Source organism: Pseudomonas abyssi, assembly GCF_003444685.1.
Taxonomy (GTDB): domain Bacteria; phylum Pseudomonadota; class Gammaproteobacteria; order Pseudomonadales; family Pseudomonadaceae; genus Halopseudomonas; species Halopseudomonas abyssi.
Genome location: NZ_LMAZ01000001.1, coordinates 1,103,169 through 1,118,897, shown reverse-complemented (window position 1 = coordinate 1,118,897; position 15,729 = coordinate 1,103,169). Strand labels below are relative to the sequence as shown.

Genomic DNA, 15,729 nt, shown 5'->3' with positions numbered 1-15,729 from the left:
GGTAGTTTTCTCGAGTCAGCGTGGCTCGTTCACTGGGTCAGTCCAAAACTCAGGCCAGCGCCATGTACGCCCAGCACCACCATATCCTGCGCCAGCGCCTGACCTTGGGGTAGAAACTGAAGCGACTTTGCCTTGGAGTGAAGCGACTTCAGCAGCCCCATTGTGGGTGTAAACAGGCGCGGCAACTCCACCTGCACAGTAGAGGGATCTACTCGCAACTTTCGCAACGTCATCAGCATCACTTTCGACAAGTGCGCCAGCCACTCATCAACTGCCAGCGCCAGATTTTGGGTGGAGTACTGATAGTTGGCATCGCCCTGACTTTCCATTCCTGCAAACAGCGCGAGGGTACTGATACCCATATTCTCTGGGTCTGCCGGCTGCGCTTTTGCAGCAAGCTCAGCCAAGCGGCTCGCCAGCTCCGGCAGCTCACCCTCCCCTGCGACAAGCGCTGTGCGCGTCAGCGGGTGACTGGCTTCAGCCAGGTGGGTTACCAGGCGTTCTATCGAGCGCGACAGCCGGCGGCTGTCCGCCGCAGTGCTGCGGGCATCGGTATCGTGCGGCAGGCGGCCAAGCTGTTCCAATAGCTCTATCAACAGGCTGTAGGGCTCAAGCAGCCGTTCATCTCGGGTATAAATCCAGTCGTTCCAGACGACCGACAGACCGCCGTGGCACAGCGACATGGTGCGATCGAGTTGCCGGTGCAGACAATCGCGCGCCATGCGCCGCTCCTGCTCCATCATCGACTTGTCCAGTGCCTGGGTGTCGACCTGCGCGCGCAAGCTCGCCAAGGGCGCATCGGTCGACATGGCCCACTGATGCAGTAGCTCGGCATACCGGCCATGGGGCTGATAGGGAATCAGCGCGTTGCAGGTTTGCAGGGTTTCAGTCGCCAAACGGGACTGCTCAACAGCATGGCGAAATTCGAATAGCGGATCATTCAGCAACAGGCCGACCAGCTTGGGATAGCCGCGCAAGGCCTTATCCGCCAGCAAATCACTGGCAGCCGGCAGATCCGGCAGCGCCTGTGGGCCTTCTGCGGACATGTGTTCGGCCAGGGCCTGCTGGTGGCGGTGCAAGCGTACAAGCGGCTCGTCAGGGCTTAGCTCCAGCAGTGCGGGCGTGAAAGTGTCAGGACTGCTGAGCAGGCACTCAAGATGCAGGTCTCGAGGGCGCAGGCCGCCCTCCAAGGCGTCGACCAGCACGGCGGGCATCGCAAGAGTCGCTCGCCAGTGCTCCTTGCCGACAACGGCTGCCGCCCAGGCAGGCGCTACATTCTGGCAGCGTGCCTTGACCCGGCTACTGTCCGCTTCGAGCCATTTGATGTACTCCCAACTCCAGGGCATCTCGCTATAGGCCATGTCCACTTGATCGCCCACGTAATGCCCCTGGAGCAATACGGGCACCAGCGTGAGCGCCAGTGGTTTGCCTACGGCAGCACGATCGTCGCAGGGTTGGCCCGCCGCCGACTGACTGCGCCAGTAGCTCACATCAACGTCGGCAAGCGCCCCTTTGCCATCACAGACCTGTTCACGCCAGAGCTTGCCCTTGCGAAAAACATAGATGCGCCCCGGCCTGATCAACGCACCAACAGGTTGCTGGTCAGCGCCATCGATAGCAGGCAGGCGCGCCATGGGTACAATTGCCAGAAAGGTATTTTGCTGAATATCCGGCTCTTCCTCGTGGCTGCGCATGTCCTGCTCGACCAGAATCTGCAGGGTGCCGCCGTCCTCTCGCTCGAGGTTCAATGCCAGGTTGGCTCGCTGGGCACTGTCGTACTGGGCCCGCTTGCGCGTGCCTTGCTCAATTGACTCGTCCTTGAGTTCGCTCATTGCTTATCCTCCGGGTCTAGCAGCTGGACCTGCCCGCCAAACGCCGGATCTCCCCACACGTCTACTATCAGTTGCTCCAGCCCGGACTTCTGATTCGACTCGGGAGGCGGCGCGTTAGGCGTGGCCCCTCCGGTAGTGTCCCCTGCGCTATCCAATGCGGCGTGCGCAGGCAAAGCTGGCAACACCGGCTCAGCCGGTGTGCCCTGCGCCGGGCTGCCGCCGGAGTTCAGGCGGATGTTGGCACCGGTGACGGTGACGCCGCTGGGGTCGATCTTGATAAAGCTGCCGCCGGCCCTGAGGGTGATTTCCATACCGGCGTCGATCACGATCTTGCGGCCGCTGGCCAGGTGAATTTCCTGTCCGGCTTCAGTGAGCTGGCGTTGGCCGATGCGCGTGTGCTGGCTCTGGGCAATCGTCAGATGATCATTGGCCTTGAGGTCTGTCAGGCGGTTGGCGTGGACGGTGCGGTGCACTTCGGCCAGGTGCTGGCTGTAATGGTTGGCGACGATGTGATCGTGACGTTCATTGCCAACGTGCAGGCGTTGATCGTGCTCGATGCGCTGGTCCCAGTCGCGCTGGGCATGCAGGTAGATTTGCTCGGCACCTTTCTTGTCCTCGATACGTAGCTCGTTGTAGCCCTTGCCGCCGGGGGAGCTGAGGCTTTTGAAGGTGCTACGGGTTTTGTGGGCAGGCAGATCAACCGGCGGCACGTGTTCGGCGTGGTAAAGGCAGCCGGTGATCAGCGGCTGGTCCGGGTCACCTTCGAGAAAGCTCACCAGCACTTCCATGCCAACCCTGGGAATGGTCAGAGCACCATAGCGGTCGCCAGCCCAGCCGCTGGCCACCCGCAGCCAGCAACTGGTGGTGTCGTCCGCCTGGCCTTCACGATCCCAGTGAAACTGGACCTTCACCCGGCCGTGCGGATCGCAGTGAATCTCTTCGCCCTCCGGCCCGGTGACGACGGCGCTCTGGCTGCCGGCGATGCGCGGTTTGGGGTGCTCTAGTGCGGGGCGCCAGATGGCCTGCCAAGGTGTGGCAATAAAGCGATTGCGGTAGCCCTGGGTAAAACCGTCGCTGGAGCTGGTGTCGCTGGTCACCGCTTCTTCCAGCACCTGCGGTTGCTTGCCCTGATGCTCAATGCTGGTCAGCAGCCAGAGGTCGTTCCAGTCATCACGCAGGTGGCCGGACAGCGGCAGAAAATACCCGCTGCGCAGGCCCGGCTGATCGCTCTCACCGTTGGCCTGCAATTGATGGCTGCGGTGGCGCTGCAGATGGATGCGGCTGAGTTGCTTGCCGCGTTCGCGGTCGCCAAAGCGCCCCGGGTAGTCATAGTCTTCCAGTGCCGGCTGGGGCGGGCCGTCTTCCAGTCTGGCTTCGGCTTCCATGTGCAGGCGCGGTTTCAGAAATTCATAATCTCGGCGTGTCACCTGGTCTGGTCGGGTGGCGGCGGTCAGGCTGAAGCGCTTGACCACCGGTTGATCAGCGACCAGACCAGTGCCCTGGCTGTAGCCGATCTCGGGCAGACGCGCAAAGCAGGTCTGATCATCACCAAACACCAGGATATGGCCGTCACGCTGGTGCTCAAAGTGAAAGTGCAGCCCCTCCTCCTCACACAGGCGCTGGATAAAGCGCAGATCACTCTCATCGTACTGGGTACAGTAGCGACGCGCGGGCAGCGGCGTGTTCAGGCTGAAGCGATAGGCATCGCTGTGGATGCCGTGCTCCTGCAGCACAGCGGCCATAATCTCGGCGGCGCTGCGGTGCTGAAAAATCCGCTGGTTGATACGGTGCTGCAGGTACCCCAGCTGCGGCTGCAGGCGCAGTTGGTAGCGCGTCAGCCGGCGGCCTGACTCGCCCTGAGTGAGCTGATCGATAAAGCCGTGAAAGCCGCTGCCTGCGCCGGTATCCAGCCAGGCTGGCAGGTGTAGGAGGCTTTGCAGGTCAACATCCGGACGCTCGCTGACCAAAGTCAGCAGCACCTCGTAGGGCTGATTGAGCGATTCACGGGCAGTGAACTCAAGCACCTTGAAGTCGTGTTCGGCACCGTCGATTTCAAGAATAAAGTGCGCCTGATTGGCGGGGGAGAACATCCGTTGTTCCTCGGCTGCAAATGCGTGAGCCGAGGTTACGTATCGGGGGCGAGCTTGGCAGGTGATAAACCGGCAAAAGGCGATACAGTGCGCATTTTGTCGCGCAATCGGTGCAGAGCTACTGCCAGGTAGCGAACCAGGCAATCAGCAACGAGCACACCGCCGTGAGGCTCAGCGGCTTGCGCAGGGCTGGGTACCAGACGGGCGCGACACCATGGTCAACGGCCCAGAGATCGGCAAAATACAGGGCGGCAAAGGCCAGCAGAATAACCGGCAAACCCAGATCGTTAGGTAGCGCCAGAGCAAACCAGCCCAGCAGCGGCGGGATGACCGAAAGCCCCAGTTGCACTGGCGCCTTGTCACTGTTCTCTTCCGCGCGCATCGCCAGCCCCCAGTGGATGGCACCGAGAAAAGCGAGCGTTATGGCCGCGTAACTCAACAACTCCTCCAATACGCGCTCGCGCCAGGCCTCGGGCGTCACCCACAGCCCCAATGCCCCGGAGACAAAAGGCACAAGACCCGCCAGGCCCAGTGCAAAAGCCAGTTTGGGGGGCTGTGTCGCATTGAATGGATGCATGCAAACTCCGCTGCAAAATGGTCCCGGGGTGGGTCTGATTATAGGGCGCCGCCGCGGCCAGGCAACAGCGCTAATCCAGTGCCTGGCTTGGTGCGGGCGGGCGTCGCCTGGGCAAGGAGCGTAACAGCGTCTGCAGCGCGGGCTTCAGTTGCGCCTGCGCCTCGCCTGGCTGACGCTGCGCGTAACTTTGCTCCACAAAGCGGTCAAAAAAGCCATCGATGGCCGCGCGCTGCTGCGGCAATGCCTGTCGCAGGCGTTGCTGCCAATCCCGTGGCCCCTCACCGGCACGCACGCCAAGACCTAGCTTGCCTAGGCGCTGATCCAGCTGCTGCCAGGCCAGCTGCGCCGGCGAGCCGGACAAGCGCCGGGGCCGCAGCCAGATCAGCGCCTGCACCACCATGACCAGGCCAACCAGGGACAGCACCACCACGCCAATGCGCCGCCAGTCGGCGGTGCCCAACCAGCGTTTGAACAGCGCCAGTTGCTCCTCTGACTGAAAGTTGAGCACCCGCAACTGCCACTGATAGTTGATATCGTCCCAGGTCAGACGCAGGTTGTTGACCCAACCGATGTCGCGGTAGCGCGAGCCGGCCAATGGCGCATCAGCCAGGAAACTCCCCTCCTCGCGCATCGCCTCCTCCAACCCGCGCTCGATACGGCTCGGGGCCACCTGAAAAGTCGGATCAAAGGACTGCCAGCCCTGTCCCGGCAGCCACGCCTCAATCCAGGCGTGGGCATCAAACTGATGAACCAGCAGATAGCCACCGCGCGGGTTCAATTCGCCGCCCTGATAGCCGGTCACGACCCTGGCGGGAATCCCGGCGGCGCGCAGCACAAAGGTCATGGCACCGGCATAGTGCTCACAAAAGCCGCGCTGAGTATCAAACAGGAACTCGTCATTGCTGTGCCTGCCCAGGGTGGGCGGACGCAGGGTGTAATGGAACGGCTGCTGGTTGAAATGCCGTAGTAATGCGTTCACCAGCTCGGCGTCAGAGGCATGGCGCTGGCGCAACTCCTCCGCCCAGGCGCGGCTGCGCGGATCGCTGTCCTCTGGCAGTTGCAACAGGCGCTGACGCTCGTCCTCGGTCAGGCCGTCACGCTGGCGCTGAACGCGCTCAAAGGCAGTAGCGGTATAGCCAAAGGTACTGCTCAGCGGGCGATTGGCACGCAGGGTATCATCGCGCAGCGCTCGTAGTTCCGGACTGTCGGAGACGCTGCCGGGCAGGCTGTAAAGCCAGTTACGGCCAGTAGGTTGCGCTATCACCTGGTAATCTAGCGCAGCGCCACTGCGCTCCACAGCCAGCGGCTGGTGCCCCTCCAGCAGACGGTCCTGCGACCACACCCGGCCATCAAAGCGGCTAAGGGTCATAGCGCGCCAGTAGAGCCTGTTGGGCGGCGGGATATTCCCCTCAAAGCTCGCGCGGAATGCCAGTTCAGGGGACTGCGCCAAATTGGCGATATCCGCCGGCGCCATGGTGTCAGACAGCCCGGTGCGACTTTCGGCGCTCGGCAGGTTGATCGTCCACAGTGGCGCCAGCCGGGGAAAGAACAGGAACATCAGCAGCATCAACGGCAGCGCCTGCAGCAACATGGCTGCCGCGCTGCGCAGCGCGTGCCAAGGGTCATTGCGCGCAGGGCTTTGCTGCAGGCCGATCAGCGCAGCCACCAGCACCACGGCGCCCACGCACTGATAGAGCGTCAGGGGAATTCCCTGATCAAACAGAAAGGCCGTGGCCAGGATAAAGAAGCCCAGATAGATAACCACCAGCGCATCACGCGGGTTACGCATCTCCAGAAGCTTGAGCATGAACAGCAACAACAGCAGCATCACTGTGGCATCGAGGCCGATCAGCGTGCCCTGGGTAAAGAACACCGCAACCCCTGTCAGCAGCAGCCCTCCGGCCCGCAGAATGCGCCCGGGATAACCCCAGCGCATGCGCTGAATCTGCACGCGCCAGGCCGCACAACCAAGCCACAGCACGGCTACCCACCAGGGCAGGCGCGGCAAATGCGGCAACAGCACCACCAGCTGGGCTCCCAGCAGCCAGGCCAACGCATTACGCGGAATCAATGCCGTGCTCACGCTCGCGCCTCCAGCCCATAGAGTGCAAGCGCTCGCAGGCAGCCCTCGCGATGGCTATCGCCCTGAGCCGGCTCGATGCGTACACCGGGCAGGCTCAGGCCATAAGGACGCTGCTCACGCTCCATCTCCAGCACCCAGCCCGTCAGAACACCCAGGCGCTCGTCCAGATCGCGGCCGGCAGCGGCGGCCAGATCCAGCCACAGGCTTTGCTGCTGTGGCTCGGCAAACACCTTGCTATGCAGCCCCTGACCGCGAGACCAGGCGCGCCAATCGAGGCGTCTGCGCGAGTCACCCGGGCGGTAGGCGCGCAGCCCCTGAAAGTCGGCCACCCCTTCCTGCTGTGCGTGGGGCTGGTCGCCCTCCTCGCCTTCGGGCGCTGCGCCGACCGGCAGCGGGGCGCTGACCGGTTTGGGATACACCAGTACCTGCCAGTCCAGATCAACCAGACTCCAGGCAACAAACCAGCCGAGCGGGTAACAGGTTTCAATGCGCAGACGCTCCAATGCCAGCCAACCGCGGCGCTCGGTGGGATGAAACAGCGTCAGCGCCTGCTCGCCACCGGCCGGCACGTCTACCGATACGGCATCCAACCCCGGCCAGCGCATCTTCAGTGCCTGGTGCTCGCGGCGCTCTGAGCGCAGTGTCAGCCCCAGTGGCACCTGCTCCCCGGCAAACACGGCGCGTCCGCCGGTGGCTCGTAGCTGCACGGCAGCCAGATTGCGATAGGTGTGATGCAGGGCAACCCAGAACAGGCTAAGCAAGGTAAAAGTGAGCCCGTATACCAGGCTGTTCTGATAGTTGATGGCGCCGATCAGCATGATCAGCAGTAACAGTAAAAAGGCCATGCCGGCGCGGCTGGGCAGGATAAATATCCGCCGATGGTCCAGCCGCAGAGAGCGGGCCGGCGGGATTCTGCGACGCAGCCAGCCTTGGTGCCAGCGCCGTGCTCTGGCGCGGATAGCGGCAGTCACACCGGCGATACCTCGTTGAGCAACCAGCGCGCCAAACTGTCACCGCCATGCCCTGTCGGGTCGTTGGTTGCACGCAAGCGGTGACTGACAACCGCGGGTAGCACGGCCTGCACGTCTTCAGGAATCACGTAATGGCGCTGTTCCAGCAGAGCCCAGGCCCGCGCCGCCGCCAGCAAGCCCAGGCTGGCACGCGGAGACAATCCCCAGGCGCAGCTGTCGCTGTTACGGGTGTGGTTGACCAGGCGCAGGATGTAATCGACCAACGCCTCGCTGGCGGTCACCTGCGGCACCTGCGCCTGCAGCGCGCGCAACTGCTCATGCCCCAATAGCGGCTCCACCGCGTCAAGACGGGTACGGCGCTCGGCCCCCATCAGCAGATTTTTTTCAGCAGCCTCGCTCGGATAGCCAAGCGACAGACGCATGAGAAAGCGGTCGAGCTGGGATTCAGGCAACGCAAAGGTGCCGGACTGCGATACCGGGTTCTGCGTGGCAATCACAAAGAAGGGATCGGGTAGTTGACGGGTTGCCCCGTCCACCGTTACCTGCCCTTCCTCCATGGCCTCCAGCAGTGCACTCTGGCTTTTGGGTGTGGCGCGGTTGATCTCGTCAGCGAGAATCAACTCGGCAAAGATGGGCCCCGGATGAAAGACAAACTGGGCACTGTTGCGATCGAACACAGAGGTGCCGAGGATATCCCCGGGCAACAGGTCGCTGGTGAACTGAATACGCTGATAGCTCATGCCCAGCACCCGGGCCAGTGCTTGCGACAGCGTGGTCTTGCCCATACCCGGCAGATCCTCGATCAGCAAGTGCCCCTTGGCCAGAATGCATGCCAGTGCCAGCTTGATCGAATGGGACTTGCCCAGCAGTACCTTGTCTATCGCGTCCTGCGCCGCGCTTAACGCATCCTTCATGCTCACCTCTTCTCCGGGCTACCATGCCATGGTAGGTGCAAGCGCTGCTGGGCGAAAGACAAATGCAATAGCTTGTAACAGCCTTAAGGCTGTCAAACACGCGAATCTGAGGGGGCTCCATGCCGTTACTTCGCACTCTGTTACTGCTGATCACGACGCTCATGAGTGGTTGCTCAGCCCTGGCACCGATCAACTGGCTGGTGCCTAGCAGCGGCTATGACGCCCTTAAGGGTCTCAGCTATGGTGAGCTGCCGCGCCAGCGACTGGACGTTTACCTGCCAGCAGAGCTGAAACCGGACGCCCCCGTGGTGGTTTTCTACTACGGGGGCAGTTGGCGCAACGGCGAGCGCGCGGACTATCGGTTTGTCGGGCAGGCGCTGGCTAGTCGCGGCATGATCGCCGTGATCCCCGACTACCGACTCTACCCCGAGGTGCGTTACCCCGAGTTTCTGCGCGATAGCGCCAAGGCGCTGGCCTGGACGCAGGCACACCGAGGCGAGTGGCACAGTCCGAACGGCCCGCTGTTTGTCATGGGCCACAGCGCCGGCGCCTACAACGCGGCCATGCTCGCGCTGGATGACCGTTGGCTGGCCCAGCAGAGCCTCTCTCCCGAGGTGATCAACGGCTGGATCGGCCTGGCCGGCCCCTATGATTTTCTGCCGATCATCAACCCCGACGTGCAGCCGGTTTTTTATCACCCGCAAACGCCGGTCGACTCACAGCCGCTGGTCCACGCCAGTGCAAAGAGTCCGCCCGCACTGCTGCTGGCCGGCGCCGATGACGATCTGGTTGATCCGCAGCGCAATACCGAGCAATTGACCCGTGCGCTGCAGGCACAGGACGTTAGTGTCCAGAGGGCGGTGCTGGCAGATCTCGGCCACATCAAAATCCTGCTCGCCCTGGCCGCTCCCTTTCAGCACTGGGCGCCGGTGATCGAGCAGGTTACCTGCTTTGTCAGCGCTCAGGCCGGCGAAGGTTTCTCGCCGCCCTCCTCCTCGGCCTGCAGCGTCTCCAGCCGGTAAATCATGTAGCGCACGTGCAAGTGCAGGCTGTAGAGCTCGTGGGCATAGGAGAGCGGAACATCAACGTGATTCAACTCCGACTCCAGCGCTTTGAGTCCCTGAATCTGCTCGGCGTATTGCTGCTTGATCTTGCCGCTGTAGATCAGCTTATCGATGCGCCGCAGGTGCTCGTACCAGCGATACACCCGAGCACGCACACGCCAGCGATACAGTGGCCCCATGGTCTTGAGTAGCGGAAACATGATGGCGATAAAGGGAATGATCAGCACCACATAGCGGTCAATCGCCGAGGCCACCTGAAACGGCAGGTAGCGCTGCAAAAAAGGCATACCCTGGCGGTGGTAGTAGTCTGCCTCCTTGCTCAGTTCAAGCCCCATGGGCTCACCTGCCGGAAAACGCCCCGGTTTGTCGAGCAGGTTGCCCTCGCGCAGCACCTTGCGCGCGGCCTCCAGCACCACCGCGGTCAGCGCCGGGTGAAAGTCCTGATTACCCGCCAGCGTGGCTACCGGTGACAACACCTTGGTGTCTTGCTGGGGCGTGTTGGTTGCAATATTCAGCAGCCCCGTGGGCACCTCCAATGCCTCCAGAAAGTGCAAGCGCGCAGCAAAGGCATCGGCCTGGGCGAGGTTGACCAGGGAGATATCCGGGTTAGCCGCCAGGCGCGTTACCAGCCGGTTGTCGGCAGGCAACACCAAAAAGGCCGCGTCGATTTCACCGGCCAGGAGCGCGTCAGTCGCGGCAGAGCTGCCCATCTTGCGCCACAGGCCATTGTTAAGCTGCTCCAGTCGCGAGCCATCCTGTCGCTGCTCGAACAAGCCCTTGAGCACCGCCCAGGTGCCACTGCCTTCGCTGCCCACCGCCACGCGTTTGTCCTGCAAGTCCGACAGCCGTGTGATGTTCTCGCCCTTACGCTGAAACAGCCACAACGGCTCGTGATACAACGCCGACAAGCCGATCAACTGGTTGCGCTGCCCTGGCTCCAGCAGCAGCTCGGTGCCGCTCTGGATCAGACCAAGTTGTACCTCACCTGAGCCATCGGTCAAACGCTGCAGGTTATCCAGCGACCCGCGGCTGGGGCGCAGCTGCAACTCCAGGTCCTGTTTGGCCAACTCCCGCTGCATGGCCAGACCAAAGCGGTGATAGCTGCCGCCTTCGTCGCCTGTGGTCATCACCAGCACCCGCGGCGGCGCCGGGTCAAGAAAGCGAAACAACAGCCACACCAGCAGCAACGCCAACGGGATAATCCACAGGTTGGTGCGAACAAAAAGCCCTATCTGCTTCAGGTTTTGCATCCTGCTACTCCAGAAACAATTCGTGCTGACAGTCTACCCCGCTTAGGCGCGAAGCACTGACCAGTCGCCAAAGAAGCGCAGGCCAGCTTCCCTGGTTTTGCTGCGGTGCGGGTTAAGCTATTATTCGACCGCCACACCTGCTGAAGGAGCAGTCTGGTAGGCAGCCGTGCCCCATAGCGGCACGGTGGACAGGCTATGTTTGAAGCTGCCGGTGGTTTCCTTGGTTGAGTAGGACAGATACATCAGCGTCTGGTGCTGCGGATCGTAAATACGCCGCACCTTCATCGTCTTGAAGAAAATACTCTTGGACTGTCTGAAGACAATCTCACCCGAATCACTTTTATCAATCTGGGCAATCATCTGCGGCGTTATCTCGCCGGTCTGACGGCAGGAGATTGCGCTGTCGCTGGGATCTGAAAAGCTGAGGTTTGCTTCGATAGAGGCGATATGACAAGTCACCCCAGGCACCTCAGGATCTACCAGCGAGTGCAGTTTGATGTCCTTGAGGGTGAATACCCCGAGCGATACATCCCCGACCTCGTTGTTATCCGAGCAACCTGCCAGCAGGCCGACCATAGCAGCCAGTACCAGTACTTTTTTCATGTCTACTCCGTTTCGCCATCCACACTGCATTCAGCCGGTAGTGTACTCGGCGCTTACAGGTCGAGAGAAACGAGTTTCCGGAAAACGTGGGTGAGTCCACGCACAAAAAAGCGCTGATCCCCCAAAAGCCCTTGGCTCCGGAGCTGATCAGCGCTTTAAAAAAACCTTACTGGCCGACGGCAGCGCTCGGCGGGGCTTTGAGCATGCCTTGGGCGGCGATGAACTCGATGATCTGTTCTACGCCCTGACCACTCTTGAGATTCGAGAACACGAACGGACGCTCGCCGCGCATCTTCTTGGCGTCACGGTCCATCACATCCAGATCGGCACCAACCAGCGGGGCCAGGTCGGTCTTGTTGATGATCAGCAGGTCGGAGCGGGTGATGCCCGGGCCACCCTTGCGCGGAATCTTGTCGCCGGCAGACACGTCGATCACGTAGAGCGTCAGATCAGACAGTTCGGGGCTGAAGGTCGCAGCCAGGTTGTCACCGCCGCTCTCCACCAGCACCAGTTCCATGTCCGGGAAGCGTTCCTGCAATTCGGCCACCGCCGCCAGATTCATGGACGCATCTTCGCGAATCGCGGTGTGCGGGCAGCCCCCAGTTTCTACCCCGAGAATGCGGTCTTCCGGCAGGGCCTGATGGCGCAACAGGAAATCGGCGTCTTCACGGGTGTAGATGTCATTGGTGATCACGCCCAGGTTGTAGTGTGGGTACAGGCGCTCGCAGAGGGTGCGAACCAGCGCGGTCTTGCCGGACCCGACCGGTCCGCCGATGCCTACCCGCAGTGCAGGTCTGGAAGTCATGTGTCAGTGCTCCTTAAGATCGAAACAATCGGGTGTATTGATGTTCATGGCGGGCGCTGGCAAAGGCCAGGCCCGGTAATCCTGCGCCGAGATCATCGGCTGACAGCATGGCGGCGGTATCCACCACAGCAGGCAAATCGGGCAGCATGCGATCCAGCAACCGCTGGGCGTCGGTCTGCCCGAGCGGAATCAATTTGGTTGCGGCGCCGGTCTGGTTTTCCAGCCAGCTCCAGAGCGCACCCAGCGCCAGCGCACGAGCGCCGGTCTGCCAGTGCTGCCCGGCCATCGCCAATGCGGTCATCAGCGCAATCGGCTCGCCCTGCGGCCATTCCATCGCCGCCGGCACCGCCAGCGATTTGAGCAGACGCAGCAGCGCCCCGCCCTGCTGGCTGTCTTCAAGGTACAACTCTGCCGTTTCCCGATTGGCCAACAACCAGTCGTTCCAGGAAAACAGCGCGCCTTCATCATCACGCTCCAGCGCATCGTACTGGCGCAGCAGCAACGGAATATCCAGCTTCGCCAGCGAGTGACCAAGCAAACCGCCCAGCCAGTGGGCGGCACTGTCGATGTCACTCACCCAGTTCTGCTCGATGGCGTACTCCAGCCCTTGCGAGTAGGCGTAGGCACCAATCGGCAGCGCCGGGCTGGCCAGCTGCAGCACACGCAGCAGGGCCAGATCAGCAACCGGGCTCACCTCAGTCATGGGCATGCCCAGCGAGGCGCAGCAGCGGCGCGGCCGGCGTGGCTACGCTGTGACTGTGGTTGTGATACGCGCCCTTCTCCGGGTTGAACGGCGCGGTGATCTGCTCGACCTCCAGCCCGAAGCCCACCAGCATGGCGTCCAGCACGTGATCGCACTGGTAGCGCAGCTCGGTCGCATGCACCTCCAGCGCCACGTGGCGGTTGCCCATGTGATACGCAGCGCGGGCCAGTTTCAGGGTGTCGTCACAAACAACGCGCGAGAGTTTTTCCGGCGCGGCGGCGATCATCAGCACACTGCCATCGAGGCACTGCAGACGATCGCCCTGCGCCAGCACACGGCCACGGGGCAGAAACAGACCGACTTCGTCTCCGGCAACCGTTTTGGCACGCAGACGGCTGCGGGTACGCAGCTCGTAGGTCAGCTCCAGTACGTGGTCATGGGGACCGGACTCGTCCTCCAGCCAGGCATGACATTCCAGCATCGTGCTCTCCTTAAAACAGGTAGTAACGCTGCGCCAATGGCAGCTCGTCAGCCGGTTCGCAAAGCAGCTCAACGCCGTCGGCCTTGACCACATAGGTCTGCGGATCGACGCTGATGTCCGGCTGATAATCGTTCAGTTTCATGTCGGCCTTGCTGATAGTGCGGGTATTGCGCACGGCCTCAAGACGACGCTTCAGGCCCAGCTTTTCCGCCACGCCAGCATCAATCGCCGCCTGCGAGACAAAGGTCAGGCAGGTGGTGTCCATGCCCCGCCCGAAGGCGCCAAACATCGGCCGGTAATGCACCGGTTGCGGCGTCGGAATGGAGGCATTCGGATCACCCATGGGCGCCGCTGCAATGGCCCCGCCCTTGAGAATCAGGCTCGGCTTGGTGCCGAAGAACGCCGGTTTCCACAGCACCAGATCCGCCAGTTTGCCGACTTCAATCGAGCCGACCACATGACCAACGCCCATGGTGATCGCCGGGTTAATGGTGTACTTGGCAATATAGCGTTTGACCCGCGCGTTATCGGACCAATCATCGTCGCCTTCCAGCGGGCCACGCTGGACTTTCATCTTGTGCGCGGTCTGCCAGGTTCGGGTAATCACCTCACCAACACGGCCCATGGCCTGGGAGTCGGAGGAGATCATGCAGAAGGCGCCCAGGTCATGCAGGATGTCTTCGGCGGCGATGGTCTCGCGGCGAATGCGCGAATCGGCGAAGGCCACATCTTCGGCGATGGCCGGATCGAGATGGTGGCAGACCATCAGCATGTCGAGGTGCTCATCGACGGTGTTGATGGTGTAGGGCCGCGTCGGGTTGGTCGAGGACGGCAGCACGTTGGATTCGCCGCAGGCCTTAATGATGTCCGGCGCGTGACCGCCACCGGCACCTTCGGTGTGGTAGGTGTGAATCACCCGACCGTTGATGGCCGCCAGGGTGTCTTCAACAAAGCCTGATTCGTTCAGGGTGTCGGTATGGATCGCCACCTGCACGTCAAAGGCATCGGCCACGCTCAGGCAGCAATCGATGGCCGCCGGGGTGGTGCCCCAGTCTTCGTGCAGTTTCATGCCCATGGCACCGGCCTGAATCTGCTCTTCCAGCGGGTCCGGCAGACTGGCGTTGCCCTTGCCGAGAAAGCCCAGGTTCATCGGAAAGCATTCGGCCGACTGCAGCATCTTGCCGATGTGCCAGGCACCCGGCGTACAGGTCGTCGCGTTGGTGCCGGTGGCCGGGCCGGTACCGCCACCGATCATGGTGGTCACACCGGACATCAGCGCCTCATCAATCTGCTGCGGGCAGATAAAGTGAATATGCGCATCAATGCCGCCAGCGGTAAGGATCATGCCCTCACCGGCGATCACCTCGGTGCTCGGCCCGACGATGATGTCGATGCCGGGCTGGATGTCCGGGTTGCCGGCCTTGCCGATCGCCTGGATGTTGCCATCCTTGATCGCCACGTCGGCCTTGATGACGCCCCACCAATCGACGATTAGGGCGTTGGTGATGACGGTATCCGGCGTCTCGGCGCGGGTACGCTGGCTTTGCCCCATGCCATCACGGATGACCTTGCCACCACCGAATTTCACTTCTTCGCCGTAGCGGGTCAGGTCCTTCTCGACACTGATCCACAGCTCGGTATCACCGAGGCGAACGCGGTCGCCGGTGGTTGGGCCGTACATTTCCGCATAGGCCTGTCTGCTGATTTCCATTGTTCGCTTCTCCCAGATCTGCTCAGAGACTGCCCATGACGTCGCCACGGAAGCCATAGACCTTGCGCTCACCTGCCAGCGCCACCAGTTCTACCTCGCGGCTCTGCCCCGGTTCAAAGCGCACCGCGGTGCCGGCGGCGATGTTGAGACGAAAGCCTCGCGCCGCATCGCGATCAAACTGCAGCGCCGGGTTAGTCTCGGCAAAGTGGTAATGGGAGCCGACCTGCACCGGACGATCACCGCTGTTAGCGACGCTGATCACCAGTGTTTCGCGCCCTTCGTTCAGTTGCAGCACACCGGGCCGGGTTTGCACTTCTCCTGGAATCATGACGGGCTCCTCAGGGAATCGGGTTATGGACGGTGACCAGCTTGGTGCCGTCCGGGAAGGTGGCTTCGACCTGCACCTCGGCCAGCAGCTCCGGCACGCCGGGCATGACCTGCTCGCGGGTCAGCAGCGTGCGGCCATAACTCATCATCTCGGCCACGCTGCGACCATCGCGCGCGCCTTCCATGATGGCGGCACTGATATAGGCCATCGACTCGGGGTAGTTCAGCTTTACGCCACGGGCCAGCCGGCGCTCGGCCAGCAGCGCGGCGGTAAACAGCAGCAGCTTGTCTTTCTCGCGGGGTGTAAGCTCCATGAAG

General features: G+C 62.2%; 15 protein-coding genes. 1 reads left to right on the top strand and 14 read right to left on the bottom strand.

Translation table 11 applies throughout. The annotated features are described in order from the left end of the window. Positions 1-29: 29 nt before the first annotated feature. The 6 genes from ASB58_RS05190 to ASB58_RS05165 form a co-directional block, all read right to left on the bottom strand. Complete coding sequence (locus tag ASB58_RS05190; protein ID WP_118129568.1) at positions 30-1,832, bottom strand: toxin VasX; 1,803 nt, start codon at positions 1,830-1,832, stop codon at positions 30-32. After that, positions 1,829-3,922 carry a type VI secretion system Vgr family protein gene (gene tssI, locus ASB58_RS05185; RefSeq protein WP_118129567.1) on the bottom strand — a complete coding sequence of 698 codons (2,094 nt, stop codon included), beginning with the start codon at positions 3,920-3,922 and terminating at the stop codon, positions 1,829-1,831. The genes ASB58_RS05190 and tssI overlap by 4 nt, the downstream gene beginning before the upstream one ends. A gap of 118 nt (positions 3,923-4,040) precedes the next feature. Then, positions 4,041-4,499, bottom strand: coding sequence for a DUF3429 domain-containing protein (locus tag ASB58_RS05180; protein ID WP_118129566.1), 459 nt, complete (start codon positions 4,497-4,499; stop codon positions 4,041-4,043). A gap of 70 nt (positions 4,500-4,569) precedes the next feature. Next, on the bottom strand, positions 4,570-6,582 hold the full coding sequence (locus ASB58_RS05175; RefSeq protein WP_118129565.1) for a transglutaminase TgpA family protein: 2,013 nt from the start codon (positions 6,580-6,582) through the stop codon (positions 4,570-4,572). Then, positions 6,579-7,580, bottom strand: a complete 1,002-nt coding sequence (locus ASB58_RS05170) for a DUF58 domain-containing protein (RefSeq protein WP_407920670.1) — start codon at positions 7,578-7,580, stop codon at positions 6,579-6,581. Before ASB58_RS05170 ends, ASB58_RS05175 begins: the two co-directional genes overlap by 4 nt. Further along, a complete protein-coding gene (locus tag ASB58_RS05165) occupies positions 7,550-8,467 on the bottom strand; it encodes an AAA family ATPase (RefSeq protein WP_118129563.1) in 918 nt (305 codons plus the stop codon). The genes ASB58_RS05170 and ASB58_RS05165 overlap by 31 nt, the downstream gene beginning before the upstream one ends. A gap of 119 nt (positions 8,468-8,586) precedes the next feature. Between ASB58_RS05165 and ASB58_RS05160 the strand changes: the two genes are divergently transcribed. Further along, entirely contained in the window at positions 8,587-9,489 is a 903-nt protein-coding gene (locus tag ASB58_RS05160; protein WP_118129562.1) for an alpha/beta hydrolase, read from the top strand. Here ASB58_RS05160 and ASB58_RS05155 read toward each other — a convergent pair. From ASB58_RS05155 to ureA, 8 genes are all read right to left on the bottom strand, one after another. After that, positions 9,429-10,781: a TAXI family TRAP transporter solute-binding subunit gene (locus tag ASB58_RS05155; protein WP_118129561.1), complete on the bottom strand. Its 1,353-nt coding sequence runs from the start codon at positions 10,779-10,781 to the stop codon at positions 9,429-9,431. The genes ASB58_RS05160 and ASB58_RS05155 overlap by 61 nt on opposite strands. A gap of 120 nt (positions 10,782-10,901) precedes the next feature. Next, on the bottom strand, positions 10,902-11,384 hold the full coding sequence (locus ASB58_RS05150; protein WP_118129560.1) for a CreA family protein: 483 nt from the start codon (positions 11,382-11,384) through the stop codon (positions 10,902-10,904). Positions 11,385-11,550: 166 nt separating this feature from the next. Beyond that, positions 11,551-12,189 (bottom strand): urease accessory protein UreG, encoded by a 639-nt coding sequence (gene ureG / locus ASB58_RS05145; protein WP_118129559.1) that lies wholly within the window; start codon positions 12,187-12,189, stop codon positions 11,551-11,553. Positions 12,190-12,202: 13 nt separating this feature from the next. Beyond that, a complete protein-coding gene (locus ASB58_RS05140) occupies positions 12,203-12,892 on the bottom strand; it encodes an urease accessory protein UreF (RefSeq protein ID WP_202974589.1) in 690 nt (229 codons plus the stop codon). Then, positions 12,885-13,373 (bottom strand): urease accessory protein UreE, encoded by a 489-nt coding sequence (gene ureE, locus ASB58_RS05135; protein WP_104737602.1) that lies wholly within the window; start codon positions 13,371-13,373, stop codon positions 12,885-12,887. The genes ASB58_RS05140 and ureE overlap by 8 nt, the downstream gene beginning before the upstream one ends. Positions 13,374-13,383: 10 nt before the next feature. Beyond that, positions 13,384-15,084: an urease subunit alpha gene (gene ureC, locus ASB58_RS05130; RefSeq protein ID WP_104737603.1), complete on the bottom strand. Its 1,701-nt coding sequence runs from the start codon at positions 15,082-15,084 to the stop codon at positions 13,384-13,386. Positions 15,085-15,106: 22 nt separating this feature from the next. After that, positions 15,107-15,412: an urease subunit beta gene (locus ASB58_RS05125; RefSeq protein ID WP_088275339.1), complete on the bottom strand. Its 306-nt coding sequence runs from the start codon at positions 15,410-15,412 to the stop codon at positions 15,107-15,109. 10 nt (positions 15,413-15,422) lie between these two features. After that, positions 15,423-15,725, bottom strand: coding sequence for an urease subunit gamma (gene ureA / locus ASB58_RS05120; protein WP_104737604.1), 303 nt, complete (start codon positions 15,723-15,725; stop codon positions 15,423-15,425). Positions 15,726-15,729 lie beyond the last annotated feature (4 nt).

Bases quoted from the DNA above. Each gene is read 5' to 3' on its own strand.
- ASB58_RS05190 (WP_118129568.1), bottom strand. From the start codon at position 1,832: ATGAGCGAACTCAAGGACGAGTCAATTGAGCAAGGCACGCGCAAGCGG.
- tssI (WP_118129567.1), bottom strand. From the start codon at position 3,922: ATGTTCTCCCCCGCCAATCAGGCGCACTTTATTCTTGAAATCGACGGT.
- ASB58_RS05180 (WP_118129566.1), bottom strand. From the start codon at position 4,499: ATGCATCCATTCAATGCGACACAGCCCCCCAAACTGGCTTTTGCACTG.
- ASB58_RS05165 (WP_118129563.1), bottom strand. From the start codon at position 8,467: ATGAAGGATGCGTTAAGCGCGGCGCAGGACGCGATAGACAAGGTACTG.
- ASB58_RS05160 (WP_118129562.1), top strand. From the start codon at position 8,587: ATGCCGTTACTTCGCACTCTGTTACTGCTGATCACGACGCTCATGAGT.
- ASB58_RS05155 (WP_118129561.1), bottom strand. From the start codon at position 10,781: ATGCAAAACCTGAAGCAGATAGGGCTTTTTGTTCGCACCAACCTGTGG.
- ASB58_RS05150 (WP_118129560.1), bottom strand. From the start codon at position 11,384: ATGAAAAAAGTACTGGTACTGGCTGCTATGGTCGGCCTGCTGGCAGGT.
- ureG (WP_118129559.1), bottom strand. From the start codon at position 12,189: ATGACTTCCAGACCTGCACTGCGGGTAGGCATCGGCGGACCGGTCGGG.
- ASB58_RS05140 (WP_202974589.1), bottom strand. From the start codon at position 12,892: ATGACTGAGGTGAGCCCGGTTGCTGATCTGGCCCTGCTGCGTGTGCTG.
- ureE (WP_104737602.1), bottom strand. From the start codon at position 13,373: ATGCTGGAATGTCATGCCTGGCTGGAGGACGAGTCCGGTCCCCATGAC.
- ureC (WP_104737603.1), bottom strand. From the start codon at position 15,084: ATGGAAATCAGCAGACAGGCCTATGCGGAAATGTACGGCCCAACCACC.
- ASB58_RS05125 (WP_088275339.1), bottom strand. From the start codon at position 15,412: ATGATTCCAGGAGAAGTGCAAACCCGGCCCGGTGTGCTGCAACTGAAC.
- ureA (WP_104737604.1), bottom strand. From the start codon at position 15,725: ATGGAGCTTACACCCCGCGAGAAAGACAAGCTGCTGCTGTTTACCGCC.